Source organism: Sphingomonas sp. PP-CC-1A-547 (genome assembly GCF_003610375.1).
Taxonomy (GTDB): domain Bacteria; phylum Pseudomonadota; class Alphaproteobacteria; order Sphingomonadales; family Sphingomonadaceae; genus Sphingomonas.
Window position 1 is genome coordinate 759,438 of sequence record NZ_RAPZ01000011.1, and the last position, 19,739, is coordinate 779,176.

General features: G+C 64.9%; 12 protein-coding genes. 5 read left to right on the forward strand and 7 right to left on the reverse strand.

Annotated elements, in window-relative coordinates:
- Window positions 1-38: 38 nt before the first annotated feature.
- The 7 genes from C8J39_RS09805 to C8J39_RS09835 all read right to left on the reverse strand — a co-directional run bounded on the left by C8J39_RS09805 (window position 39) and on the right by C8J39_RS09835 (window position 10,358).
- Entirely contained in the window at window positions 39-3,083 is a 3,045-nt protein-coding gene (locus tag C8J39_RS09805; protein WP_243649838.1) for a TonB-dependent receptor, read from the reverse strand.
- 243 nt (window positions 3,084-3,326) lie between these two features.
- The gene (locus C8J39_RS09810) at window positions 3,327-4,895 is read right to left on the reverse strand and encodes a carboxylesterase/lipase family protein (protein ID WP_120300255.1); all 1,569 of its coding nucleotides are present in this window, start codon (window positions 4,893-4,895) and stop codon (window positions 3,327-3,329) included.
- Window positions 4,882-5,889, reverse strand: coding sequence for a sugar kinase (locus tag C8J39_RS09815; protein WP_120300256.1), 1,008 nt, complete (start codon window positions 5,887-5,889; stop codon window positions 4,882-4,884). The genes C8J39_RS09810 and C8J39_RS09815 overlap by 14 nt, the downstream gene beginning before the upstream one ends.
- A 145-nt stretch (window positions 5,890-6,034) precedes the next feature.
- On the reverse strand, window positions 6,035-6,805 hold the full coding sequence (gene kduD, locus C8J39_RS09820; protein ID WP_120300257.1) for a 2-dehydro-3-deoxy-D-gluconate 5-dehydrogenase KduD: 771 nt from the start codon (window positions 6,803-6,805) through the stop codon (window positions 6,035-6,037).
- A 129-nt stretch (window positions 6,806-6,934) separates the two neighbouring features.
- Window positions 6,935-7,777, reverse strand: a complete 843-nt coding sequence (kduI, locus tag C8J39_RS09825) for a 5-dehydro-4-deoxy-D-glucuronate isomerase (protein ID WP_120300258.1) — start codon at window positions 7,775-7,777, stop codon at window positions 6,935-6,937.
- Window positions 7,778-7,789: 12 nt separating this feature from the next.
- Window positions 7,790-9,232: a glucuronate isomerase gene (uxaC, locus tag C8J39_RS09830; RefSeq protein ID WP_120300259.1), complete on the reverse strand. Its 1,443-nt coding sequence runs from the start codon at window positions 9,230-9,232 to the stop codon at window positions 7,790-7,792.
- An 88-nt stretch (window positions 9,233-9,320) separates the two neighbouring features.
- A complete protein-coding gene (locus C8J39_RS09835) occupies window positions 9,321-10,358 on the reverse strand; it encodes a LacI family DNA-binding transcriptional regulator (protein ID WP_120300260.1) in 1,038 nt (345 codons plus the stop codon).
- Window positions 10,359-10,512: 154 nt separating this feature from the next.
- Between C8J39_RS09835 and C8J39_RS09840 the strand changes: the two genes are divergently transcribed.
- The 5 genes from C8J39_RS09840 (at window position 10,513) to C8J39_RS09860 (ending at window position 19,734) form a co-directional block, all read left to right on the forward strand.
- Complete coding sequence (locus tag C8J39_RS09840) at window positions 10,513-11,307, forward strand: 2-keto-4-pentenoate hydratase (protein ID WP_243649845.1); 795 nt, start codon at window positions 10,513-10,515, stop codon at window positions 11,305-11,307.
- Window positions 11,308-11,331: 24 nt separating this feature from the next.
- Window positions 11,332-12,666 carry an MFS transporter gene (locus C8J39_RS09845; RefSeq protein WP_120300262.1) on the forward strand — a complete coding sequence of 445 codons (1,335 nt, stop codon included), beginning with the start codon at window positions 11,332-11,334 and terminating at the stop codon, window positions 12,664-12,666.
- Between the two features lie 78 nt (window positions 12,667-12,744).
- Window positions 12,745-16,569: a LamG-like jellyroll fold domain-containing protein gene (locus C8J39_RS09850; protein WP_120300263.1), complete on the forward strand. Its 3,825-nt coding sequence runs from the start codon at window positions 12,745-12,747 to the stop codon at window positions 16,567-16,569.
- 124 nt (window positions 16,570-16,693) lie between these two features.
- The gene (locus C8J39_RS09855; protein ID WP_120300264.1) at window positions 16,694-18,145 is read left to right on the forward strand and encodes a DUF885 family protein; all 1,452 of its coding nucleotides are present in this window, start codon (window positions 16,694-16,696) and stop codon (window positions 18,143-18,145) included.
- Entirely contained in the window at window positions 18,142-19,734 is a 1,593-nt protein-coding gene (locus tag C8J39_RS09860; RefSeq protein ID WP_120300265.1) for a family 43 glycosylhydrolase, read from the forward strand. The genes C8J39_RS09855 and C8J39_RS09860 overlap by 4 nt, the downstream gene beginning before the upstream one ends.
- Window positions 19,735-19,739: the final 5 nt, after the last annotated feature.

The window sequence follows — 19,739 nt, forward strand, 5'->3', positions numbered from 1 at the left end:
CGCCAGGAGTGCGCCACCGGATCGCTTGCGGATTCAGACTACATCTTGAAGCGCGCGCCCATCAGGAACGTGCGGCCGAAGTGGTTGTTTTCGTAGTTCCGGTTCGCGTCGAGATCGGTGTAGCGGCTGCGATAATTGTCGGTGAGGTTCGTTCCCTCCAGCGAGACCTCGACCGCTGGCGTCAACTTGTAGCGAAGCGAGGCGTCGACGTTCAGGGTCGAATTATACCCCTCGAACAGGTTGCCCGTCGCCGAACTGCCGTCGATGTACGGGCTGCGATAGCTGACGGACCCGCGCGCGCTGAACTTCTTGTCCTCGTAATAGAGCGTGCCGTTATACGCGCGCTTCGACAGGCCGTAGAGCGTTGCCGTGCGCGTCGTGTTCGGCAGCGCACCGAGCACGCCACCGGGCGTGGCGACAGCACCTGTCACCGGGTTGAAAGTTGGTCTGGTCACGGCGGTGGCAGGCCCGCCTTGCGAATAGCCTGCACTCGAATCGACGAACGTCGCATTCGCCAGGAACCCGAAGTTCTTTAAGAACCCGGGGAGGAAGCGGAAGCTGGATTGGAGCGAAATCTCCATCCCCTTCAGCGAAGCGCCTTCGCCGTTGACGGGCGCGTTGATCTGCCAGAGCTGTCCCTCCGGTGCTCCTGCCGCGGGCGAGCTGGCGGGGATCACCGACAGCGGTAGACCCGTCGAAGCGAACGTTCCGCTCCGGGTCTGTGTCACGGTAAAGCTCTCGATATTCTTCTTGAACACTGCGACGGAGAAGATCGATTGCGGCGCGAAATACCATTCGGCTGCCAGATCGAACGCGGTCGCGCGGAACGGCTTCAGCAACGGGTTGCCGAACGTCACGCGGTAGTTGAACCCGTCGACCGAACCACCCGGCGTGAGGCTGCCGAGGCTAGGACGCGTCAGCACCTTGGCGATCGCGCCGCGCAGGATGACCTTCTCGGTCGGGAACAGCGCGACGTTCATCGCGGGCAGCCAGTCATCGTAGCTCCGACCAACCGTCGCCGGCGTGTTGACGGTGACGCCGCCGACGACCGCGGACGAGATGCCAGTCGATTTCTGCGCGGTATGGGCATAGCGCATGCCGGCGTTCGCGGCGTAGTTCAGGCCGAACAGGTCGCCCTTGATGTCGAACTCGGCATAGCCCCCCGTCACCTCTTCGACGACGCTGCGGGTATCGCCGACCAGCACCGTCGGCGTGCGATTGTAGAGCTTGGTATAGGCAGCCGCCGCATCGATGTTCGGCACCAGGAAGCTCGTGGTCGTCCCCGCGGGCTGCCCAGCCTTGCCGAGATTGAAGATCTCGCCAAGGCTTCCGGCGGGGAAGCCATAGACCGCGGTGGGGCCGAACAGCGTGTTGGGCGAGCAGGTGAGCGTGCCGAGCACGACGTCCTTCCCGCCCGCGTTCGGGCAGACCACGGCATCGCGTGAGAAGCCGGCGGTATCGAACGAGAAGCGGCGATACATGCCGCCAGCCTTGATCTGGAACCCTTCGGCGACATCCCATTCGGTGCGCAGCTGCGCGGTACGAAACTTGTTGATCGTTTCGGACGGCCGATCGCGAATTTCCGCCAGTTGGAAGTTTGCCGGATCGGTGACGCTGGTACCGAAAGTAAGCTTCGGCCGCTTCATGTCGGTGTAGTCGTAGCTATACCCCTGCGCGTCGCGATCATCGAACACGAAGGTCGTCTCGACCGGGATCGTGGCATCCGATTTGGAGAAGCCGCCAAGCAGCGTGAAGCGGAGCTTGTCCGTCACGTCCTGATCCCAGCTTCCGCCGAGCTGATAGAATTCGGTCTGTGATTTACGCAGATAATGCTCGGTGCGGACCCACGCGTCGTTCAGCGTCGCCTTGACGAGATTGTTGTTGGCATCGATCGTATAGTTGTTGATGTCGATCGAGCGCTCGTTGGAGCGCAGCAGCACTTCACCCCATTTCTCTTCGCGGGTTTCCTTGAACCGCGAATACAGGCCGTCGATCGAGACCTTCGTCGATTCGGTCGGCGCCCATTGGATGCTGCCGGTGATACCGAGCCGCTCCCGGTCGTGACGGACCGAGCCGTAGCGCGGAATGCGTGGATGGAAAGCGAGCGCGGCCGTGTCGCAAATCGCCGAATTGGTATAGGTGCCCCCGCGGTTCGGTGCGGTGAAGCACGGCGTTCCCCCTACCGAGTCGAACACGCCTTGCGCCCAGCGAACGCTGTTGTTGCCGAGTTCCAAATTGTTCGTTTTGGTATAAGCCCCCGACAGCGCCATGCCGAACGTGCCGTCGGCCGATTTCCACGACAGCAGGCCCGCCAGACGCGGTCCGAAATTCTTGCTGAGGTCGTTATAGCTCGCTTGCGCCGAGCCGACGAGCGTGAAGCCGGTCTTGCCACCCAGCGGATTGCCGGTGTTGAGGTCGACCACCGCGCCGAGCGAACCTTCGTCCAGCGACGCCTCGGCGGTCTTGTGGACGACGATCGAATTGAACAGCTCGGAGGCGAAGACGTTAAAATCGAACGCACGATCGCGGTTCGAGCTCGCGCCGTCGGTCGACGTAGCGACCGTCTCCAGGCCGTTGACCCGGACGCGCGTAAACTGCGCACCAAGCCCGCGTACGGTGATCGCGCGGCCCTCGCCTGCGTCGCGCTGGATCGAGATACCGGGAATACGCTGCAACGACTCAGCCAGGTTCTGGTCGGGAAACTTGGCGATGTCCTCGGCAACGATTGCATCGACCGACGACACCGACTGACGCTTGACGTTGAGCGCCGCGTCGAGCGAGCGCCGGAAGCCGGTAACGATGATCTCGGCGGTCGGACTGTCGGCGGATACCGTCTCGGGTACGGTTTCGGGCGAGTTTTGCGATGCGGTCGTCGCGGCGGGATCCGCCGGTTGCCCCTCAGGGACGACTGCGGTCTGTGCCGGTGACGGATCGACCTGAGCTGGTGTCCCTGGGCTCACGCTATTCGGTATCTGCGCGGCTTGCGCAACTGCGGTTGCCGGCATCGCCAGTGCCAGCACGAGGCTGCCGGCGGAAATCCCGCCAAGCCAGTTCAGTCGCCGATCCGTTGCTGCTGTTTGCATGCCCATTGCTCCACTCCCCGTCGGGTCAACATCGATGACACCGGTTGCGACGTCGGCTGCTTGCCGCGTCGCAACCGCCCTGATGATCTTGGGGAACAAGACCCGTTACTTTCGAACGGGTGCATCTCATCCTCTCCTGAACAGCCAGTTGTTGCTGGTCCGCTCCCGGTTCCTGTCTATGCTTAGGTAACCGGTGTCAGGACAATGTCGCACGATGGTTTACGTGTCAACATGCGCCTGAGATCAACTGCCTGGTTGGATGTACGGAACGCGCGCGAACAGCTCGCGCTGCCAGCGACGCGGATCGGCCTCGAGATGTGAATTCGCATCGAAGATCATCGTCGCGCGCGTGGTCAGGTCATAGCGCGGCCAAAGCGGAACGCCTGCGTGGTGCGGATCGCCGGTACGCGCGAACGCGACGAAACTGTCCTGCATCGCTTTGGATACGGAATGGGCATCCGCGCCGATACCAGTCTGGGATCCTGCAGCATCCAGAGTGCCGAACACCAACGGGATATCCATCGTGTGGAAGGCACCGCGACGCGGATCCGTGCGCGACGCGAAGTCGACCTGGTACACCCAGGCGGGTGAATCGCTCGTTGCACGTGCTTCGGCCTCGATCACCTGCCCGCGCCAGCTTCTTCCTGCGGTGGTGGCGTCGTAGAACACATCGAGCGGCGACCACGCTGGGTATCGCGCGCGGTATGCAGCGACGACCCATTCGGGCAGTATGTCGATCTTGAGTTCCGGCGCCATGCGGGCCGCCAGATTGGCCCAGTCGAGACCACTCACCTTAGCAGAATCCGGACCTATAAACCCGCGCGTTTCGTCATGCGTGTTACCCAGCATTATTTGGATACCGTTGCCCAACGGGTTGGCATCGGGCCAGAACGGATGTCGCGTCAACCAGGTCATGTCGAGTACCGGCCCGAAATACACGCCGCCTCCCATCACCGGATCGGTCGCGTCGAGCGCCTCGACGAGCTTTGCAGCGGGGAGCGTCAACAGCGGCGACAGATTGGTCTCCGTCACGCCGAGCTTTGCGAGATACGCTCGCGTCCGCGCTGTCGCGTTCAGCGGGCCGGATACCGTCACCTGCTGGCCGCTCATCGTTGCAGCCCGGTGAAACAGCCTGGCCGCGGCCGGCATCCCCATCATCGTCGCGATCTTCGCACCGCCGCCCGATTGTCCGAATACCATGACGCGTGACGGATCACCGCCGAACGCCGCGATGTTGTCACGTACCCATTTGAGCGCGAGGATCAAGTCGAGCTGTCCCGCATTGCCGCTGTCCGGAAACCTTGGATCGAGCCGCGCGAGGTAGAGATAGCCGAACGCGTTGAGCCGGTGGTTGATCGTCACCACGACACAGTCGCCGCGTGCCGCCAGCGCCTGCCCATCGTTCAACGGATCGGTGACGCTGCCGTTCGAATAGGCGCCCCCGTGAATATAGACCATGACCGGCTTGTTGGTGCGGGCGTCGGCTTCGGCGGTCCAGACGTTGAGGAACAGGCAGTCCTCCGACTGCGGGCCGTAAGGTCCCGATTGCGGGGATACCGGTCCGAACTCCTGCGCGGGCCGGTGCTGTCCCGGCATCGCCACTGGTAGCGGCGCCTGGAACCGCTCGGCACGACCGTAGCGTATTCCCCTGAATGCGCTGACCTGCCCTTCCGACGTGCCCACGAAATTGCCTGATGGCGTTCGAACCTTGGGGGCCGTACTCGCCCTCGCGCGGCTCGCGCGGTTCGCGAGGATCAGTGCGGCCCCGGCGCCTATCGTCGCCCTGCGCGTCCAGCCATCAGCGCCGGACATCGAGGCCGCCGGCCAGATATGCGTCGATATCCGCCTGACGGAACAGGCTCGCGTCCCCGGGCAACGAGTGTTTCAGCGCAGCGAGCGCCAAGCCGATACGCGCGGTTTCGGCGATGTCCTTGCCGGATCGCAGTCCGTGCAGGACGCCCGCTGCGAACGCGTCGCCGCCACCGATTCGATCGACAATACCGGCTAGCACGACCTCGTCGGTCTGGGCGTAGGCGTCGCGCGTGTCGATCCGCGCGGAAAGGCGGTGGAGATCGACATGTTCGACATGGCGCGCGGTCGACGCGATCGTCTGCAAGCGGGGAAACGCGGCGAACGCGGCCTCCGTCGCTTCGCGTCGGCGATCCTCGGCCTCGCCGGAGAAGTCGCGATCGAGCAGCAGGGCGATATCGCGGTGATTGCCGAACATCAGGTCGGCATGCTCGACGAGTTGTGTCAGGATCTCGCGCGGGTTAGAGTCCCATCGTTCCCAAAGCTTCCCGCGCCAATTGCCGTCGAACGAGACCGCAATCCCGCGTTCCGTTGCCGCTCGGACGGCTGCCAGCGCCGCTTCAGCCGGGACCGGGCCGAGCGCCGGCGTGATGCCGGACAGATGCAGCCGATCGACGCCGCCGAGCAGCGAGGTCCAGTCCCAGGTTTCAGTAGGTGCCTCCGCGAACGACGACCAGGCCCGGTCGTAAATGACTTCGGTAGCGCGAAGACCTGCACCGGACGTCACGAAATACAGCCCCATCCGGTCGCCGCCGAGTGTGATCGTCGACGTGTCGACACCATGCCCGCGCAGCGTCGTGATTGCCGTGCGGCCGAGATCATTGTCGGGGACCATCGTCGCCATCCCGACGTCGTGGCCGAGCCGTGCAAGCTGCGTCACGACGTTCGCCTCGGCGCCTGCGACCCAGACGTCGAGTTTAGGCGTCTGCAACAGCAACTCGCGACCTGGCGGGGAAAGCCGCAACATGATCTCGCCGAACGCCAGGAATTTAGTCATATCACCCCTTCATCGAATCCTCCCAGTGCGTGGAGGAGGGCCACTGCTTGGTCGTGGTGGAGCGGGCGTGGCACGACGGATACGCTAACGGAAGCCCCTTCCCATCAGCTTGAGACAGGCCCTTACCCCCGTGTTGGGACGAACGTCACCGAGCGAGCCAGCCGCCATCGACGGCAAGGATGTGGCCTTGCACGTATTTGGCTGCCGCCGACGACAGGAACACCGCCGCACCGCCGAGATCGCTCGCGTCACCCCATTTGCCTGCCGGGATGCGGTCGAGGATCGAGCGGTTGCGGGTCTCGTCCGCCTGTAGCGCGGCGGTGTTGTTCGTCGCGATGTATCCCGGTGCGATCGCGTTGACGTTGATGCCCTTGGCCGCCCATTCGTTCGCGAGCAGCTTCGTAAGGCCGCCTATCCCCGACTTGGACGCAGTGTAGCTCGGCACGCGGATACCGCCCTGGAACGTCAGCATCGAGGCGATGTTGACGATCTTGCCGCCACCGTTCACGATCATGTGGCGACCGGCAGCTTGGCACAGGAAGAACACCGACTTGAGGTTGGTGTCGATCACCGCATCCCAGTCCGCTTCGCTGAAGTCGACCGCGTCGGCACGGCGGATTATGCCGGCGTTGTTGATCAGGATGTCGAGACCGCCGAGCTTGGCAACGGTCTCGTCAATGACGCGCTGGACCGGTTCGATGGTCGACAGGTCCGCCGAGACGATCTCCGCTTTCCGCCCGAGCGCACGAATCTGCGCGACGGTATCTTCGGCAGGCGTGCGACCGACACAGGCGACGTCCGCGCCAGCGGCGGCGAGCGCGACGGCGATCGCCTGGCCGATGCCGGTGTTGGCGCCGGTGACGATCGCGACCTTGCCGGTTAGGTCGAAGGGGCCAGATACGGAAGGAGTGGTCATGCTGGTCTCCTCCCCTCCCGCATGCGGGAGGGGCCGGGGGTGGGCTCGCGCTTTCCTCAAGCGGATCGTTGGTGGTGAGCGGGCGCCCACCCCCTGCCCCTCCCGCATGCGGGAGGGGGAAAGGCAGGCTTACGCCAGCTGGCAGATATCCAGGACGTTCATGTCTGTATAATCCTGGTTCTCGCCCGCCATCGCCCAGATGAACGCATAAGCCTTGGTGCCCGAACCCATGTGAATCGACCAGGGCGGGCTGATGACCGCTTCCTCGTTCGCCATGACGATGTGGCGGGTCGCTTCGCCCCCACCCATGTAGTGGAACACGCGGTCCTTCTCGAGATCGTCGAGCTCGAAGTAGAAATAGATCTCGCTGCGACGCTCATGGATGTGCGGCGGCATTGTGTTCCAGACCGAACCGGGCTTCAACACCGTCAGCCCCATGACCAGCTGCGCGCTGTCGCAGATGCCGGGGATGACCATCTGGTAGATCGTCCGCTCGTTCGAGTCCTCGAGGCTGCCGCGCTCCAGCGTCGTTGCACCACCGACCGAGATCACGCGCGTCGTGAACGCCTTGTGCGCGGGGCACGACGCCAGATAGAAACGCGCGCCGTCGCCAGAGAACTGCACGTCCTTGGCGCCCATCGTCACGTACAGGCAATCCTTGTTGCCGAGCGTGAACGTCTCGCCGTCGACCGTGACGGTGCCGCTGACCTTGCCGACGTTGACGACCGCAAGCTCGCGACGCTCCAGGAATGGGTGGCCTGCCGCCGATGCCGGCTCGGCCTGATCGGGCAGCTTCAGCGATCCGCTGGCGACAGCGACGCCGCCGATCACGAAGCGCTCGGCATGCGTGTAGTTGAGCACGCACTCACCGTCGCGGAACAGGTCCTGGATCAGATAGCGGTCGCGCAGTTCGTCGTTGGAGACGCACTCCATCATGTCGGGGTGCGTGGCGTAATAGGTGCGGTCGTACATGGTGAGCTCCGGTCAGGCCGCCTGCGCAGCGTAATGGGGTTCGTCGATACGGTAGGCGCGGCGAACGAGGCCGCTCGTCAATTCGTGCGCGAGCTCGACGGCTTCCCAGTCGGCAAGACGGTGTTCCGCCACCAACCGCGCCAGGAACCCGCAGTCGATCCGCCGTGCGACATCGTGTCGCGCCGGGATCGATAGGAACGCGCGCGTATCGTCGTTGAAGCCGACGGTGTTGTAGAAACCCGCGGTCTCGGTCGTCATCTCGCGGAACCGCCGCATTCCCTCGGGACTGTCGTGGAACCACCAGGACGGCCCCAGCTGCAGGCACGGATAATGCCCGGCGAGCGGCGCCAATTCGCGCGCGTAGGAACTCTCGTCGAGCGTGAAGAGAATGATCGACAGCCTCGTGCTGGTCCCGAACCGGTCGAGCAACGGCTTCAGCGCGTGCACGTAATCGGTCCGCGTCGGGATATCCGCCCCCTTGTCGCGGCCATGGCTCGCGATCAGCCCGGCATTATGGTTGCGCGACGAGCCGGGATGGATCTGCATCACCATGCCATCCTCGACCGACATCGCCGCCATCTCGGTGAGCATCTGCGCGCGGAAGAGTTCGGCGTCGGCCGGCGTCCAGTCCCCGCGCGTCACCCTGGCGAACAGCGCCTCGGCCTCGACGCTGGAAAGATTGGCGGTCGCCGCGGTCGGATGCCCATGGTCGGTCGCGGTCGCCCCCGCCGCGCGGAAGTCGGCGCGGCGCTTGCGATGCGCGGCGAGATAGCCCTTCCAGTCATACACATCCTCGCCGCTCAGTTCGGCAAAACGCGCCATCGCCGGCTTGAACGCCTCATGCTCCACGTCGATCACGCCATCCGGCCGATAAGTGGTGACCACCCGCCCGCTCCATCCCGACTGGCGGATGCGGCGATGCGCGGCGAGATCGTCATGCGCACCTTCGGTCGTCGCGAGGAACTCGATTCCGAACCGGTCGAACAATGCCCGAGGCCGAAACGCTTCGGACGCCAGCTTCTCGCCGATGAGGTCGAAATACCGGTCCGCGGTCGACGCTTCCAGCGCAACGTCAATCCCGAACACGTCGGCGAACACATGATCAAGCCACAGCCGCGAGGGCGTGCCACGGAATAACGCATAATGCTCGGCGAACAGCTTCCATGCCGCACGCGGATTGGTCGCGGGCGTGCCGCTCAGCCGCGGGATCGCCAGCGCATCGAGGTCGACGCCTTGGCTGTGGAGCATGCGGTAGAGATAATGATCGGGCGCGAGCAGCAGCGAAGTCGCGTCGGTCCAGTTGGCGTTGTCCGCGAACCAGGTCGGATCGGTATGCCCATGCGGGCTGACGATCGGCAACGCCGCCACCTCGGCATACAACGCCCGCGCGATCGCACGCGTCGCCGGTTCCGCCGGGAAAAGGCGGTCCGGATGCAGTTCAAGAGCCCTTGCCATCGTCCATCCTCCTTGCCGCTTAGCGCGATCCTCGGCCGATTTGGTAACCGGTGTCAGAGCCATGTGCAACCGCCATTCGACTATCGTCTCAAGCCTCGACGTCAGCGGGTGGCGAAACTGATGCTCGCCGGATCAGCGTCGAGAGGAACAGCGAGGGTTCCTCGACCAGGTCGCTGCCATCGTCGGCGCCGGCGATCAACTTCAGCGCAGCGGAGCGTGCCATTGACGCGATCGGCCAGCGCACCGTCGTCAGCGGTGGCCAGACATGCGCGGCGATCGGCGTGTCGTCGAACCCGATGATCGACAGGTCGCGAGGGATTTCCAGGCCACGTTGCCGCGCCGCGTGGATGATCCCCGCTGCCATTTCATCGTTCGACGAGAAGATCGCGGTGGGTCGCGGCATGACGTCGAGCAACCGCTCCGCCGCCACCAGTCCCGACTCGAACGTGTAGTTACCGTCCGCGATCATGCTGCGAGGCAGGGCGATCCCGGCCGCAGCTAGCGCGTCCTCGAATCCCAAGCGTCGCTCACGGGCCGACCGGAATCCGTGCGGCCCGGCGACTAGGCCTATCCGCCTATGCCCCTGCTCGATCAGATACTCGGTCGCTGTCCGCACCGCCTCACGGTCGTTCGACGCGACCATGTGGTCGGTATCGTCGATCACCGCAGAGCCCATGCGGACGTAACGACAGCCGATCGAGTCGCAGAGTTTCGCAACGGAATCATTCTCGCTGACAGGTGGCATCAACAACACCCCGAACAGGCGCTGCCGTTCGAGAAAGTGGCGGAGATCGTCGAGCATCGTCGCCGACCCGCGATCGAGCGGGCGTACGACCATCTCGAATTCGGTCCCGTGCAACGCCTCCAGCATGCCCTGCTGCACGTTGAGCACGGTCTGCGCATTAGGGTTGTCGTGAACCAGGCCGATCAGGAAGTTCCGCCGCAGCGCCAGCGCCCGCGCCTGCGGATTGGGAATATAGCCGAGCTCGGCGATGACATCCTCGACTCGCTTGCGCGTATCGTCGTTGAGGAGCGGCGAGCGGTTGATGACGCGGCTCACGGTTTTCTTGGACACGGCCGCGATCCGCGCCACGTCGTTGATCGTTGGCTGACCGGTTTTCTGCATTGCGTGGGCATAGCTCGGTGATCGCGAGCCGACTAGTCACGCCCCACATTGAACGTCGATGATACAAGGACCCGCCAATGCGCTTGTCAATGACACCGGTTTCCCATACGTTCCGAGAAACGCAGATCACTGCGAATACATAGGAGGGTTCTTGGTGGTACAGCCGGACACGACCGAGAATATCAGCCGCATCGCCCGGACGTTCGTCGAGGCACGCCGCGTCGGGACTTCCCTTGCGGAATTCCCGGGAAATGTTCCGACGACACTTGCCGAGGGGTACGCGGTACAGGACGAGGCGTTGCGCCTTGCCGAAGGTTTCATCGCCGGATGGAAAGTCGGCCGGATCAATCCGCCGCTCGACGGCGTCGACCGTCTGACCGGGCCGATCTTCGCGGACGAAGTCGCGTCGGCTGGGGTGGAACCGGTCGCGATGCCGGTGTTTGCTCAAGGTTTTGCTGCCGCCGAAGCCGAATTCCTGTTGCGGATCGGTACGGCCCCCGATCCCGCAAAGCTGCGCTATACGGTGGACGAGGCACGCGCGATGATCGACGCGGTGCATGTCGGTATCGAGATTGCCAGTTCGCCCTTCCCGGGCATCAACGCACTTGGTCCAACTGTCACGGTGTCCGATTTCGGCAACAATAATGGGCTAGTCGTGGGCACGGATGCGGAAGGATGGCGCGAGGGTGACATCAATGACTGGCCCGTCGAACTGTGGATCAACGATGCCTTGATCGGGGCCGCGACGAGTGCAACGATGCTCGACGGCCCGTTCGGTGCGGTGCGCTATCTGCTTGAGCATATGGCCGCGCGCGGCATCGCATTGTCGCCGGGACAATGGGTTTCGACGGGCGCGGTCACCGGCGTCCATCCTGTCGCGATCGACGACCGTGTCGAGGCGCGTTTTGACGGACGGTTCGCCGTCCACTGCACCATCAAGGCCCGCTAGAGGCTTCGTTTAGGAGAGAGGCCAATGGCGAGCAGCGATATGCCGGAGGTTGCGGGTGGAGCCGGCTCGAGTGGAGCCGGCGCGGCGGGGATTGGCGATGCCGGAATTGGCGGCAAGATCGGGCGGTATCGCTGGCTGATCTGCAGCCTGTTGTTTGCGGCGACTGCGATAAACTATGTCGATCGACAGATGATCGGCGTGTTGAAGCCGACGATTTCCGCCGAACTCGGCTGGAACGAGACGACGTACGCCGACGTCATCTTCTGGTTCCAGGCGGCCTATGCGATCGGGTATCTGAGCTTTGGCCGGATCGTCGACGTGCTTGGTGCGCGGATCGGCTATTCGGTGGCGTTCGTGATCTGGACGCTCGGCCATACGCTGTGCGGTTTCGCCGGCAACGCGTTCCAGTTCTCCGCCGCCCGCGTCGTGCTCGGCCTTGGCGAGGCTGGCAATTTCCCAGCCGGCATCAAAGCCGTCTCTGAGTGGTTCCCCGCCAAGGAGCGCGCGTTTGCGACCGGCGTGTTCAACGCCGGCGCCAATATCGGCGCAGTGATTACGCCGCTGATCGTGCCGATCATCACGATCGCATTCGGCTGGCGGATGGCCTTCATCATCACCGGTGCGATCAGCCTGATCTGGCTCGTTGCCTGGATCGCGATCTATCGCCGTCCCCGCGAAGTGGCGAAGCTGTCGCCGGCCGAACTCGCACATATCGAAAGCGATCCGGCGGATCCCGCCAAGAAGATTGGCTGGCTCAAGCTGCTCGGTTACCGTGAGACTTGGGCGTACGCGCTGGGCAAGTTTCTGATCGATCCGATCTGGTGGCTATTCCTGTTCTGGACGCCGGATTTCCTCGCCAAGACCTATCATCTCGATCTCAAGAGTTTCGGCCCGCCGCTCGTCGCGATCTACCTTCTCTCCGATGTTGGCAGCGTGGCCGGCGGCTGGTCGTCGTCGAAGCTGATGAAGCGCGGCCATTCCGCCAATTTCGCACGGAAGGTCACGATGCTGGCCTGCGCGTTCCTGGTGATGCCGATCTTCTTTGCGCAATATGTCGACAATCTCTGGTTGGCAGTCGGGATCGTTGGGCTGGCGACGGCGGCGCATCAGGCGTTCTCGGCGAACCTCTACACGATCCCGTCGGACATGTTCCCGCGCGGCGCGGTCGGTTCGGTGGTCGGGATCGGCGGCACGGTCGGTGCGATCGGCGGCATGATGATGGCCAAGTTCACCGGCTATGTCCTGCAGACGACGGGCAGCTACACGCTGATCTTCGCGGTCGCCGGCAGCACGTACCTGATTGCGATCGCCGTCGTGCATCTGCTCTCGCCGAGGCTGGCGCGAGTGGACGCAGGCTGAGGCTTGCCCCGGCCGCTGGTTCTCCCGCCTTCGCGGGAGAACCAGTTCTGGACGACGAACACCTAGCCAAATCGCTCAATGTCGATTGGCCCCAAGGAGAGAACAGTGAAGCGTTTCACCACAGCGTCCGTCCTCGCATTGGCAGTCGCCAGCATCACGCCCGCGGTCGCGCAGGACGCGACCGGGTTGCTGTTCCGCGCCTCGGCGGACAAATCCCTAACCGCAGACTACGCCACCGGCGACCCCGTCCCCAATTTCCGCAGCGGCGTCGACGTCACTCCGGATGGTGCGATCGGCGGCGCCGCGCACTGGGCGGATGACGGCTATGTGACGTGGAAAGCCCCCGGCAATATCCGCGCGGACCGCAGCACGCTCGCCTTCTTCTGGCGCGCCCGCACACCCGTCGGCGAAGCACCGTTCGTTATCTTCCGCACGGGGTTTGCCGACCATTCGAGCTGGGACATGGCGTTCCTGCGGATCGACTGGAACGGCCACGGCTTCGACGCCTTCGTCACCGACGCGAACCTCTCGCGCATCCGCGTCTCCTGGGCGATCCCCCAAGCCCCTGCCGCCGACGCCTGGTCGCACATCGCGTTCGCCTGGGACGAGACGGTCGGCGTGCAACTCTACTTGAACGGCAAGCTGGTCGCGCGGAAGGACCAGAAGGCGGACCTCGACAGCGGCCTCGATCAGTTCGGTCTCGCCGGCCGTGTCATGTCCCCGCATCAGGTCCAGAGCCGCTACAATTTGATGCGCGGATCGGACCTCGACGAGATGCGCGTCTACGACCACATGCTCGCCGCTACCGACGTCGCAGCGCTCGCGGAGAAGCGCGAACCGTCCCCCGTCCCGGCGACAGACCCCACCGCCAAACGAACCGCATGGCTCCACCGCTACGGCTGGGACAAGTCCGTGCCACCGGTGCTCGACGCTGCCGTTACCCGAGTCCGAAAAGTCGAATTCGCCGACGCTAAGGACCTGAAGCAATGGATGTGGAAAGGCGTCGACGGGATCGCCGAGACGACCTGGCCGGGGGTCTACAACCGCTCCCGCCTGCCTGGCCGCGACGATTATTTCGAGCTGCCCGACTGGAACACTTATGTCGAGGGCGGCAAGCGCTACGACCTGACGATCCCGCCGAACGAACGCGTCAACCGCGTCGAGATCCGCGGCGCGGCATACGGCCGGCTTGACTGGAGCGATGGCACAAAGACCACCCAGATCGCCACCCGCCCGCAAGGCATAGTCCGCAGCGTCGACCAGTTCGCCCCTCGCACCGGCGGCACGCTCAGCTTCACCAACACGATGCAGGAGCAGCCGATCCAGGAGCTCTGGGCCTATGACGTCGGCGCAGGAGCAGTACCCGCCGGCAGCTTCGAGCTGTCCTACACCGTCGACGCCGCAGTCTCGCCCAACCTCGCCGCCCTCGCCCCCCTCAACGCCTATATCGCCGGCCGCTTTGCCCCCGACGAGCGCAGCACCGTCGTCGCCATGCCCTCCGCGGGCCTGAAAGCCGCGGTCGGCGCTGGCACAGGTGGCGCATCCGGCGCGCCCGTCCGCCGCGAGAATGCCGCCCCGATCGTCCACATCCTGATCCCGGCAAGCTTCGGCGACGCGCTTCCCGACCGCCCGCTCGCCCGAGCCTTCGATTACGGCTGGCAAAACCTCAACGACGGCCTCGACGGCATCGCCCTCGACATACCCGCGCTGAACGCCAAGCCCAACGCCGCCGGCCTGATCGCGCTCAACATTCGCGTGAAAGACCCCATCTGGCCCGGCCGCGACATGATCGACCTCTCCGTCTCGGTCCGCCCGAACGAAGCGCGCACGCTCTGGCTGGACCTGCGCGACCGCATCCTCCCCAACGACAGCCTCTATCTGACGATCGCCAGCGCCGCGCCAGACTTCGACGCCACCGCGCTCAACGGCACCAAGATCCGCCTCGTCTTCAAACCTCGTGCGGAAAGCCTGCCCGAACACATCGCCGACCGCATGGCGCAGGTGAAGGACAATTGGGGCTTCCTTGTCGAGGAGCACACCGCATCGAAGCGCGCAGGCCTTTACCAGCGCCTGTTCGCCGACATTTCCGACCTGCTCCGCGTCGATCCCGACAACGCTCGCGCCCGCGCCTACTGGGCCGACATCAACTATCGTCCTGAAAACCTGCCACCCTTCGTCCAGCCGGTCGCGCCGGCCGGTGTCCCGCTCTGGGCATTCCGCCAACTCGAAGACCTGAAGCGCGTCCGCGAGTTCGTCACCTGGTGGATCGACGAGCGCCAGGTTCCCTATGGCGATTTCGGGGGCGGCCTCTCCGACGACACCGACCTGACGCAACAATGGCCCGGCCTCGCGCTGATGGGTGTCGAGCCCGACAAGATCAACGCTTCGCTCCGCGCGCTGTCGGATGCGGTCTACAAGAACGGCATGATCGTCAACGGCCTTGGCTACATCACCGCCGACGAACTCCACGCGTATGAGGAAGGCCTCAACAGCAACGCCGAACGCCTGTATCTCAACTGGGGCGAGCCCAAGGCGGTCGAGCGCCTGATGGACAACACGCGCGCCCTCCAGACCGTAATTCTCAAGAACCCCGCCGGCCACATGCACTTCGCCAGCAACTGGTATGGCGGGCGGAAGATGTACCGCGAGGGCGCATGGGAATGGCAAAAACCCTATGCCTTCACGGTCATGCACGGCCCGATGCTGGTCGGTCTCTACAACGCCAACCCGCTCGCGCGCGGCCTCGTCACCGGCGTGATCGATGGCTGGATGGCGCACGGCAAACAGGCGCCTGACGGCAGCTGGAGCTATCCCAACGAGATCAACTGGCGCACCGACGCCGAGCGGGTCGGCGACGGCGGCGGCATCACCACGTCGCTACAGGCGACCTGGGCGGCATGGCGCTACACCGGCGATGCGAAATACCTTCGCCCGATCGAAGCGAGGGTTGCCAAGGCCGGTCCGGGCGCGCTGGCCGAATTCAACGAGAACGCGTTCGACGCGCTTCCCAGTGGTGCCGCAGCGCGCACCAAGCTGGCAGAGACCAAGTCTAACGACCCGTTCACCCGCTATACCGCCTGGGCCGCGACGGGCAACACCGCGCCGTTGGAAGCACTTCACGCCGACGCGATCGCCGACAAGTCGCAGCATATGGACATGTACACCGAGGGCCATTGGTGGAGCGACCGCGTCGACCAGCCGAGCGAAATCCTGCAACGCGAACGCCTCGGCGGCATTGCGCTTCGGCGTAACCAGAGCTGGCCCGGCAATACGGTGAGCTGGCGCTTCGCCGAACTAGACGCCGCCGAGCGCGTCGCGATCCTGCTGCCGGGCGCGACGCCGACCAAGTTCCGCGTGATCGCGTACAATACTACCGATCATGCGCAGCGTGCGACGATGTCGACCTGGACCGTCACTGCAGGCCGCTGGTCGATGCAGGCGTCAAACAGCACCGACGGCGGCAAGACGCTCGCGCCGATCGGGGCTGCGCAGACCATGACACTCGAACGCAGCGCTAGCACCGAGGTCACGTTCGCACCCGGCACGACAGTGTTCGACTTCGCGTTGATCGAAGCCGGCGCACCGGTCGACGAGCGCGCCGATCTCGGCATCGGCACGGACGACGTGGCCGTGAAGGGTCGGAGCGTAACGGTCACCGTCCACAGCCTCGGCGCGAAGGACGCGAAAGGCGGCCGTGCGGAACTGGTCGACGCGGCGGGGAGGATCGTCGCCACTGCGAGCATTTCCTCGCTAGCCGCCCCGCTCGATCTTCGGCCGAAGACAGCGATCGTGAAGCTAGCGATCCCATCCGGCGTAGATCCAGCGACGCTGACCGTCCAGGTCGCGCTTGCCGGGGACGAACCCGAGATTACCCAAGTCAACAACCGCGTCCCGCTCCGATGATGAACCCGCGCACTCCAGTAATTCTTACACCCCCTCCCCAGTCCGTTCGTGCTGAGCGAAGTCGAAGCACCTTTTCTTGGGGCACACCCTTCGACTTCGCTCAGGGCGAACGGAGGTGTGGAGAATGACTCCGGACCGGAGAAGCGTACTCGCCGGGCTGGGAGCATCTGCCTTCCTTGCTACGAACGTCGGTGCCCAACCCACCCCGTCCCTACGCCAAGCCCTCGACGCAGCCGCCGCAACCGACCCGGACGAAGCGCTCCGCCTGCTAGTCCCCTTCCACGCAGAGGGCCTGCAACCCGGCGACCGCCTCGACCTGAGCACCGCCCGCGCCGGCCTCACGATCGACGCCGCCATCGCGCGGTCTGCGTTTCGCCGCACCGGGCGCAGTCTGTACCGCGTCACCCCGACCACCGGCGCGTGGAAAGCCGCGCGTCTCGATTCCGCCAAGATCGACGCAGACACCGCCGCCATCCAGACGGACGCCGAAACCGGCATCATCCTCCCCCGCCTGTCCCTCGATCGCACGATCGAAGCGCTCCGCACCGCCCCATCGAACCCCGCGATCGACGGCCAGATCGCGGTGCTGGAGGGCCTGCGAGACACAGCTCCCTCCACCCCCGGCGTCGGCCGGTTCCGTGGCGGCCCGGACTGGTACACGCTCGTGCTCCAGCGCTCGCTCGGCAGCATGACGCCAGCCTACGCCGAACGTCGACTATTTGCCGAACTGAACCACCTCCAAGCCCGCGCGACCCACCTGTTCGACCAGATCGGCGCCCCCAAGGGCAAAATCGCAGACCGCTACACCAAGCTCTGGCGCGACGATCGCTTTCTCTACCCGGATACTGACGCCGGCCGCATCGAAGCCGTCGCCGACATGAACCGCATGCTGGCCACCGCCCGCACCCACATCCCGGCAGCATTCGGTCAATTCCCGTCCTGGTGCCTGAACGCGACCGCCCGCTCCCTGTCAGCGCAAGAGATCGCCGCCGGCCGCGCCGGTTACCGCGAAGTCCCGACCCCGACCCGCCCCGGCGCCTATGTCGTCGACCTCAAGGACATCCGCCGCCGCCCACGCTGGACTCTCCCCAGCGTCGTCGCGCACGAACTCCTCCCCGGCCACATGATCCAGCTCGGCCTGGAGAGCGCCACCCCGCCGCACCCGCTCCGCATCGACTACGCCTCGGCATTCGTCGAAGGCTGGGGCATCTACGCCGAGCAACTCGCGGAGAAGGCGGGCGCCTACACCGACCCCCACGACGCGCTCGGCCACATCCACTGGCTCCTCTTCCGCGTCGCCCGCGCGCTCGTCGATTTCGGCATCCACCTCCACGGCTGGTCGATCGAACAAGCCCGCGAGCGCCTCGTCGAATGGCAGGGCGAACCCGCGTATTTCACGCCGTTCGACGTCGAACTCGCGCGCATCCCGCTCGAACCAGCCACGCGTGTCGCCGAGGCGATGGCGTGGCTCACGATCGCCGATATAGCGCGCGGTAAACCTCCGGTCGCGTATCACACCGCGCTGCTCGTCCACGGTCGCCAGCGCACCGATGACATCCGAAAGATCCGATCATGACCTTCACCCGACGCGACGCCTTCACCACGCTCGGCGCAGCCGGCGCGTTGCTCGTCCCCGGACAGGCGCCCGCCAGAACTGCAGCCAAGACGCCCGCGCCCGACTGGCGCCGCGGTCTGGATAACCAGCGTATCGCCGATCTAGGCGACGGCCGCTTCCTGAACCCAGTGATGGCCGGCGACCGACCCGACCCCGCAATCCTGAAGGACGGGTCGGACTATTACATGACCTTCTCCAGTTTCGATTCCTATCCGGGGCTCGTCATCTGGCACTCGCGCGATCTGGTGAATTGGCAACCGATCGGCCCGGCGCTCACGCGCAACATCGGATCGGTCTGGGCGGTCAGCCTCGAGAAGCATGACGGCCGCTATTTCCTCTACATACCCGTGAAAGCCGAGCCGAACTCGATCTGGGTGGTCCACGCCGATCGCATGGAAGGCCCGTGGAGCGATCCCGTGGATCTCGGGCTCCACAAGCATATCGACCCGTGCCATATCGTCGGCGAAGATGGCAGTCGCTGGCTCTTCCTGTCGGGCGGGGACCGCATCCGCCTCGCCCCCGACGGCCTCTCGACAGTCGGTGCGGTCGAGCACGTCTATGATCCGTGGCGCTATCCCGAGGACTGGATCGTCGAGGGGTTCTCGCCGGAGGGGCCCAAGATCGTCCGCCACGGCGGCTGGTTCTACCTCATCACCGCGGTGGGCGGCACCGCCGGACCGCCGACCGGCCATATGGTGATCGCAGCGCGCTCCCGCTCGATCCATGGGCCGTGGCAGGATTGCCCAGCCAACCCGATCGTCCGCACCACCGACACCGCCGAACGCTGGTGGTCGCGGGGTCACGCCTCGCTGGTCGAAGGGCCGGCAGGCGACTGGTGGGCGCTCTATCACGGGTTTGAGAACGGCTATTGGACGCTCGGACGCCAGACGCTGCTCGATCCCGTGGAGTGGACCGCCGACGGCTGGTTCCGGATGACGGGCGGGGACCTGTCGAAGCCGCTTGCGAAGCCGAAGGGCGGCACCGCGATCCCGCACGGCCAGCTGCTCTCGGACAATTTCGAGACACTCGCGCTCGGGACGAAATGGAGCTTCTTCCGCCCCCGCCCCGACGAGGCGAAACGCACGTCTGTCTCCGGCAAAACCCTGACGCTGACTGCGAGCGGTACTGCGCCGGTAGACTCCTCCCCGCTCCTGCTGATCGCAGGCGACACGCGCTACCAATTCGAATGCGACGTAGAGATCGATCCCGGCGCCACCGCCGGATTGATCCTGTTCTACGACGACAAGCTCTATTGCGGGCTCGGTTTCGACGGCGACCGGTTCGTCACTCACCAATATGGCGCTGAACGTGGCCGTCCCACGAACCCGCATGGCCGTTCGATGCGGATCCGCGTGACCAACGATCGGCATATCGTCACGTACGACACCAGCGGCGACGGCGGCCGGACGTGGCACCGGTTCGATCGCGGGATGGAGGTGTCGGGCTACCACCACAATGTTCGCGGCGGTTTCCTGATGCTGCGACCGGGATTGTACGCGGCGGGAAAAGGTGCAGCGCGCTTCCGAAATTTCCAGTTCTCTGCTATCTGATACTG

Excerpts from the sequence above, each read along its gene's own strand:
- C8J39_RS09805 (WP_243649838.1), bottom strand. The coding sequence starts at position 3,083 with ATGCAAACAGCAGCAACGGATCGGCGACTGAACTGGCTTGGCGGGATT.
- C8J39_RS09810 (WP_120300255.1), bottom strand. The coding sequence starts at position 4,895 with ATGTCCGGCGCTGATGGCTGGACGCGCAGGGCGACGATAGGCGCCGGG.
- C8J39_RS09835 (WP_120300260.1), bottom strand. The coding sequence starts at position 10,358 with ATGCAGAAAACCGGTCAGCCAACGATCAACGACGTGGCGCGGATCGCG.
- C8J39_RS09850 (WP_120300263.1), top strand. The coding sequence starts at position 12,745 with ATGTCGATTGGCCCCAAGGAGAGAACAGTGAAGCGTTTCACCACAGCG.
- kduI (WP_120300258.1), bottom strand. The coding sequence starts at position 7,777 with ATGTACGACCGCACCTATTACGCCACGCACCCCGACATGATGGAGTGC.
- C8J39_RS09815 (WP_120300256.1), bottom strand. The coding sequence starts at position 5,889 with ATGACTAAATTCCTGGCGTTCGGCGAGATCATGTTGCGGCTTTCCCCG.
- C8J39_RS09845 (WP_120300262.1), top strand. The coding sequence starts at position 11,332 with ATGGCGAGCAGCGATATGCCGGAGGTTGCGGGTGGAGCCGGCTCGAGT.
- C8J39_RS09855 (WP_120300264.1), top strand. The coding sequence starts at position 16,694 with ATGACTCCGGACCGGAGAAGCGTACTCGCCGGGCTGGGAGCATCTGCC.
- kduD (WP_120300257.1), bottom strand. The coding sequence starts at position 6,805 with ATGACCACTCCTTCCGTATCTGGCCCCTTCGACCTAACCGGCAAGGTC.
- C8J39_RS09860 (WP_120300265.1), top strand. The coding sequence starts at position 18,142 with ATGACCTTCACCCGACGCGACGCCTTCACCACGCTCGGCGCAGCCGGC.
- uxaC (WP_120300259.1), bottom strand. The coding sequence starts at position 9,232 with ATGGCAAGGGCTCTTGAACTGCATCCGGACCGCCTTTTCCCGGCGGAA.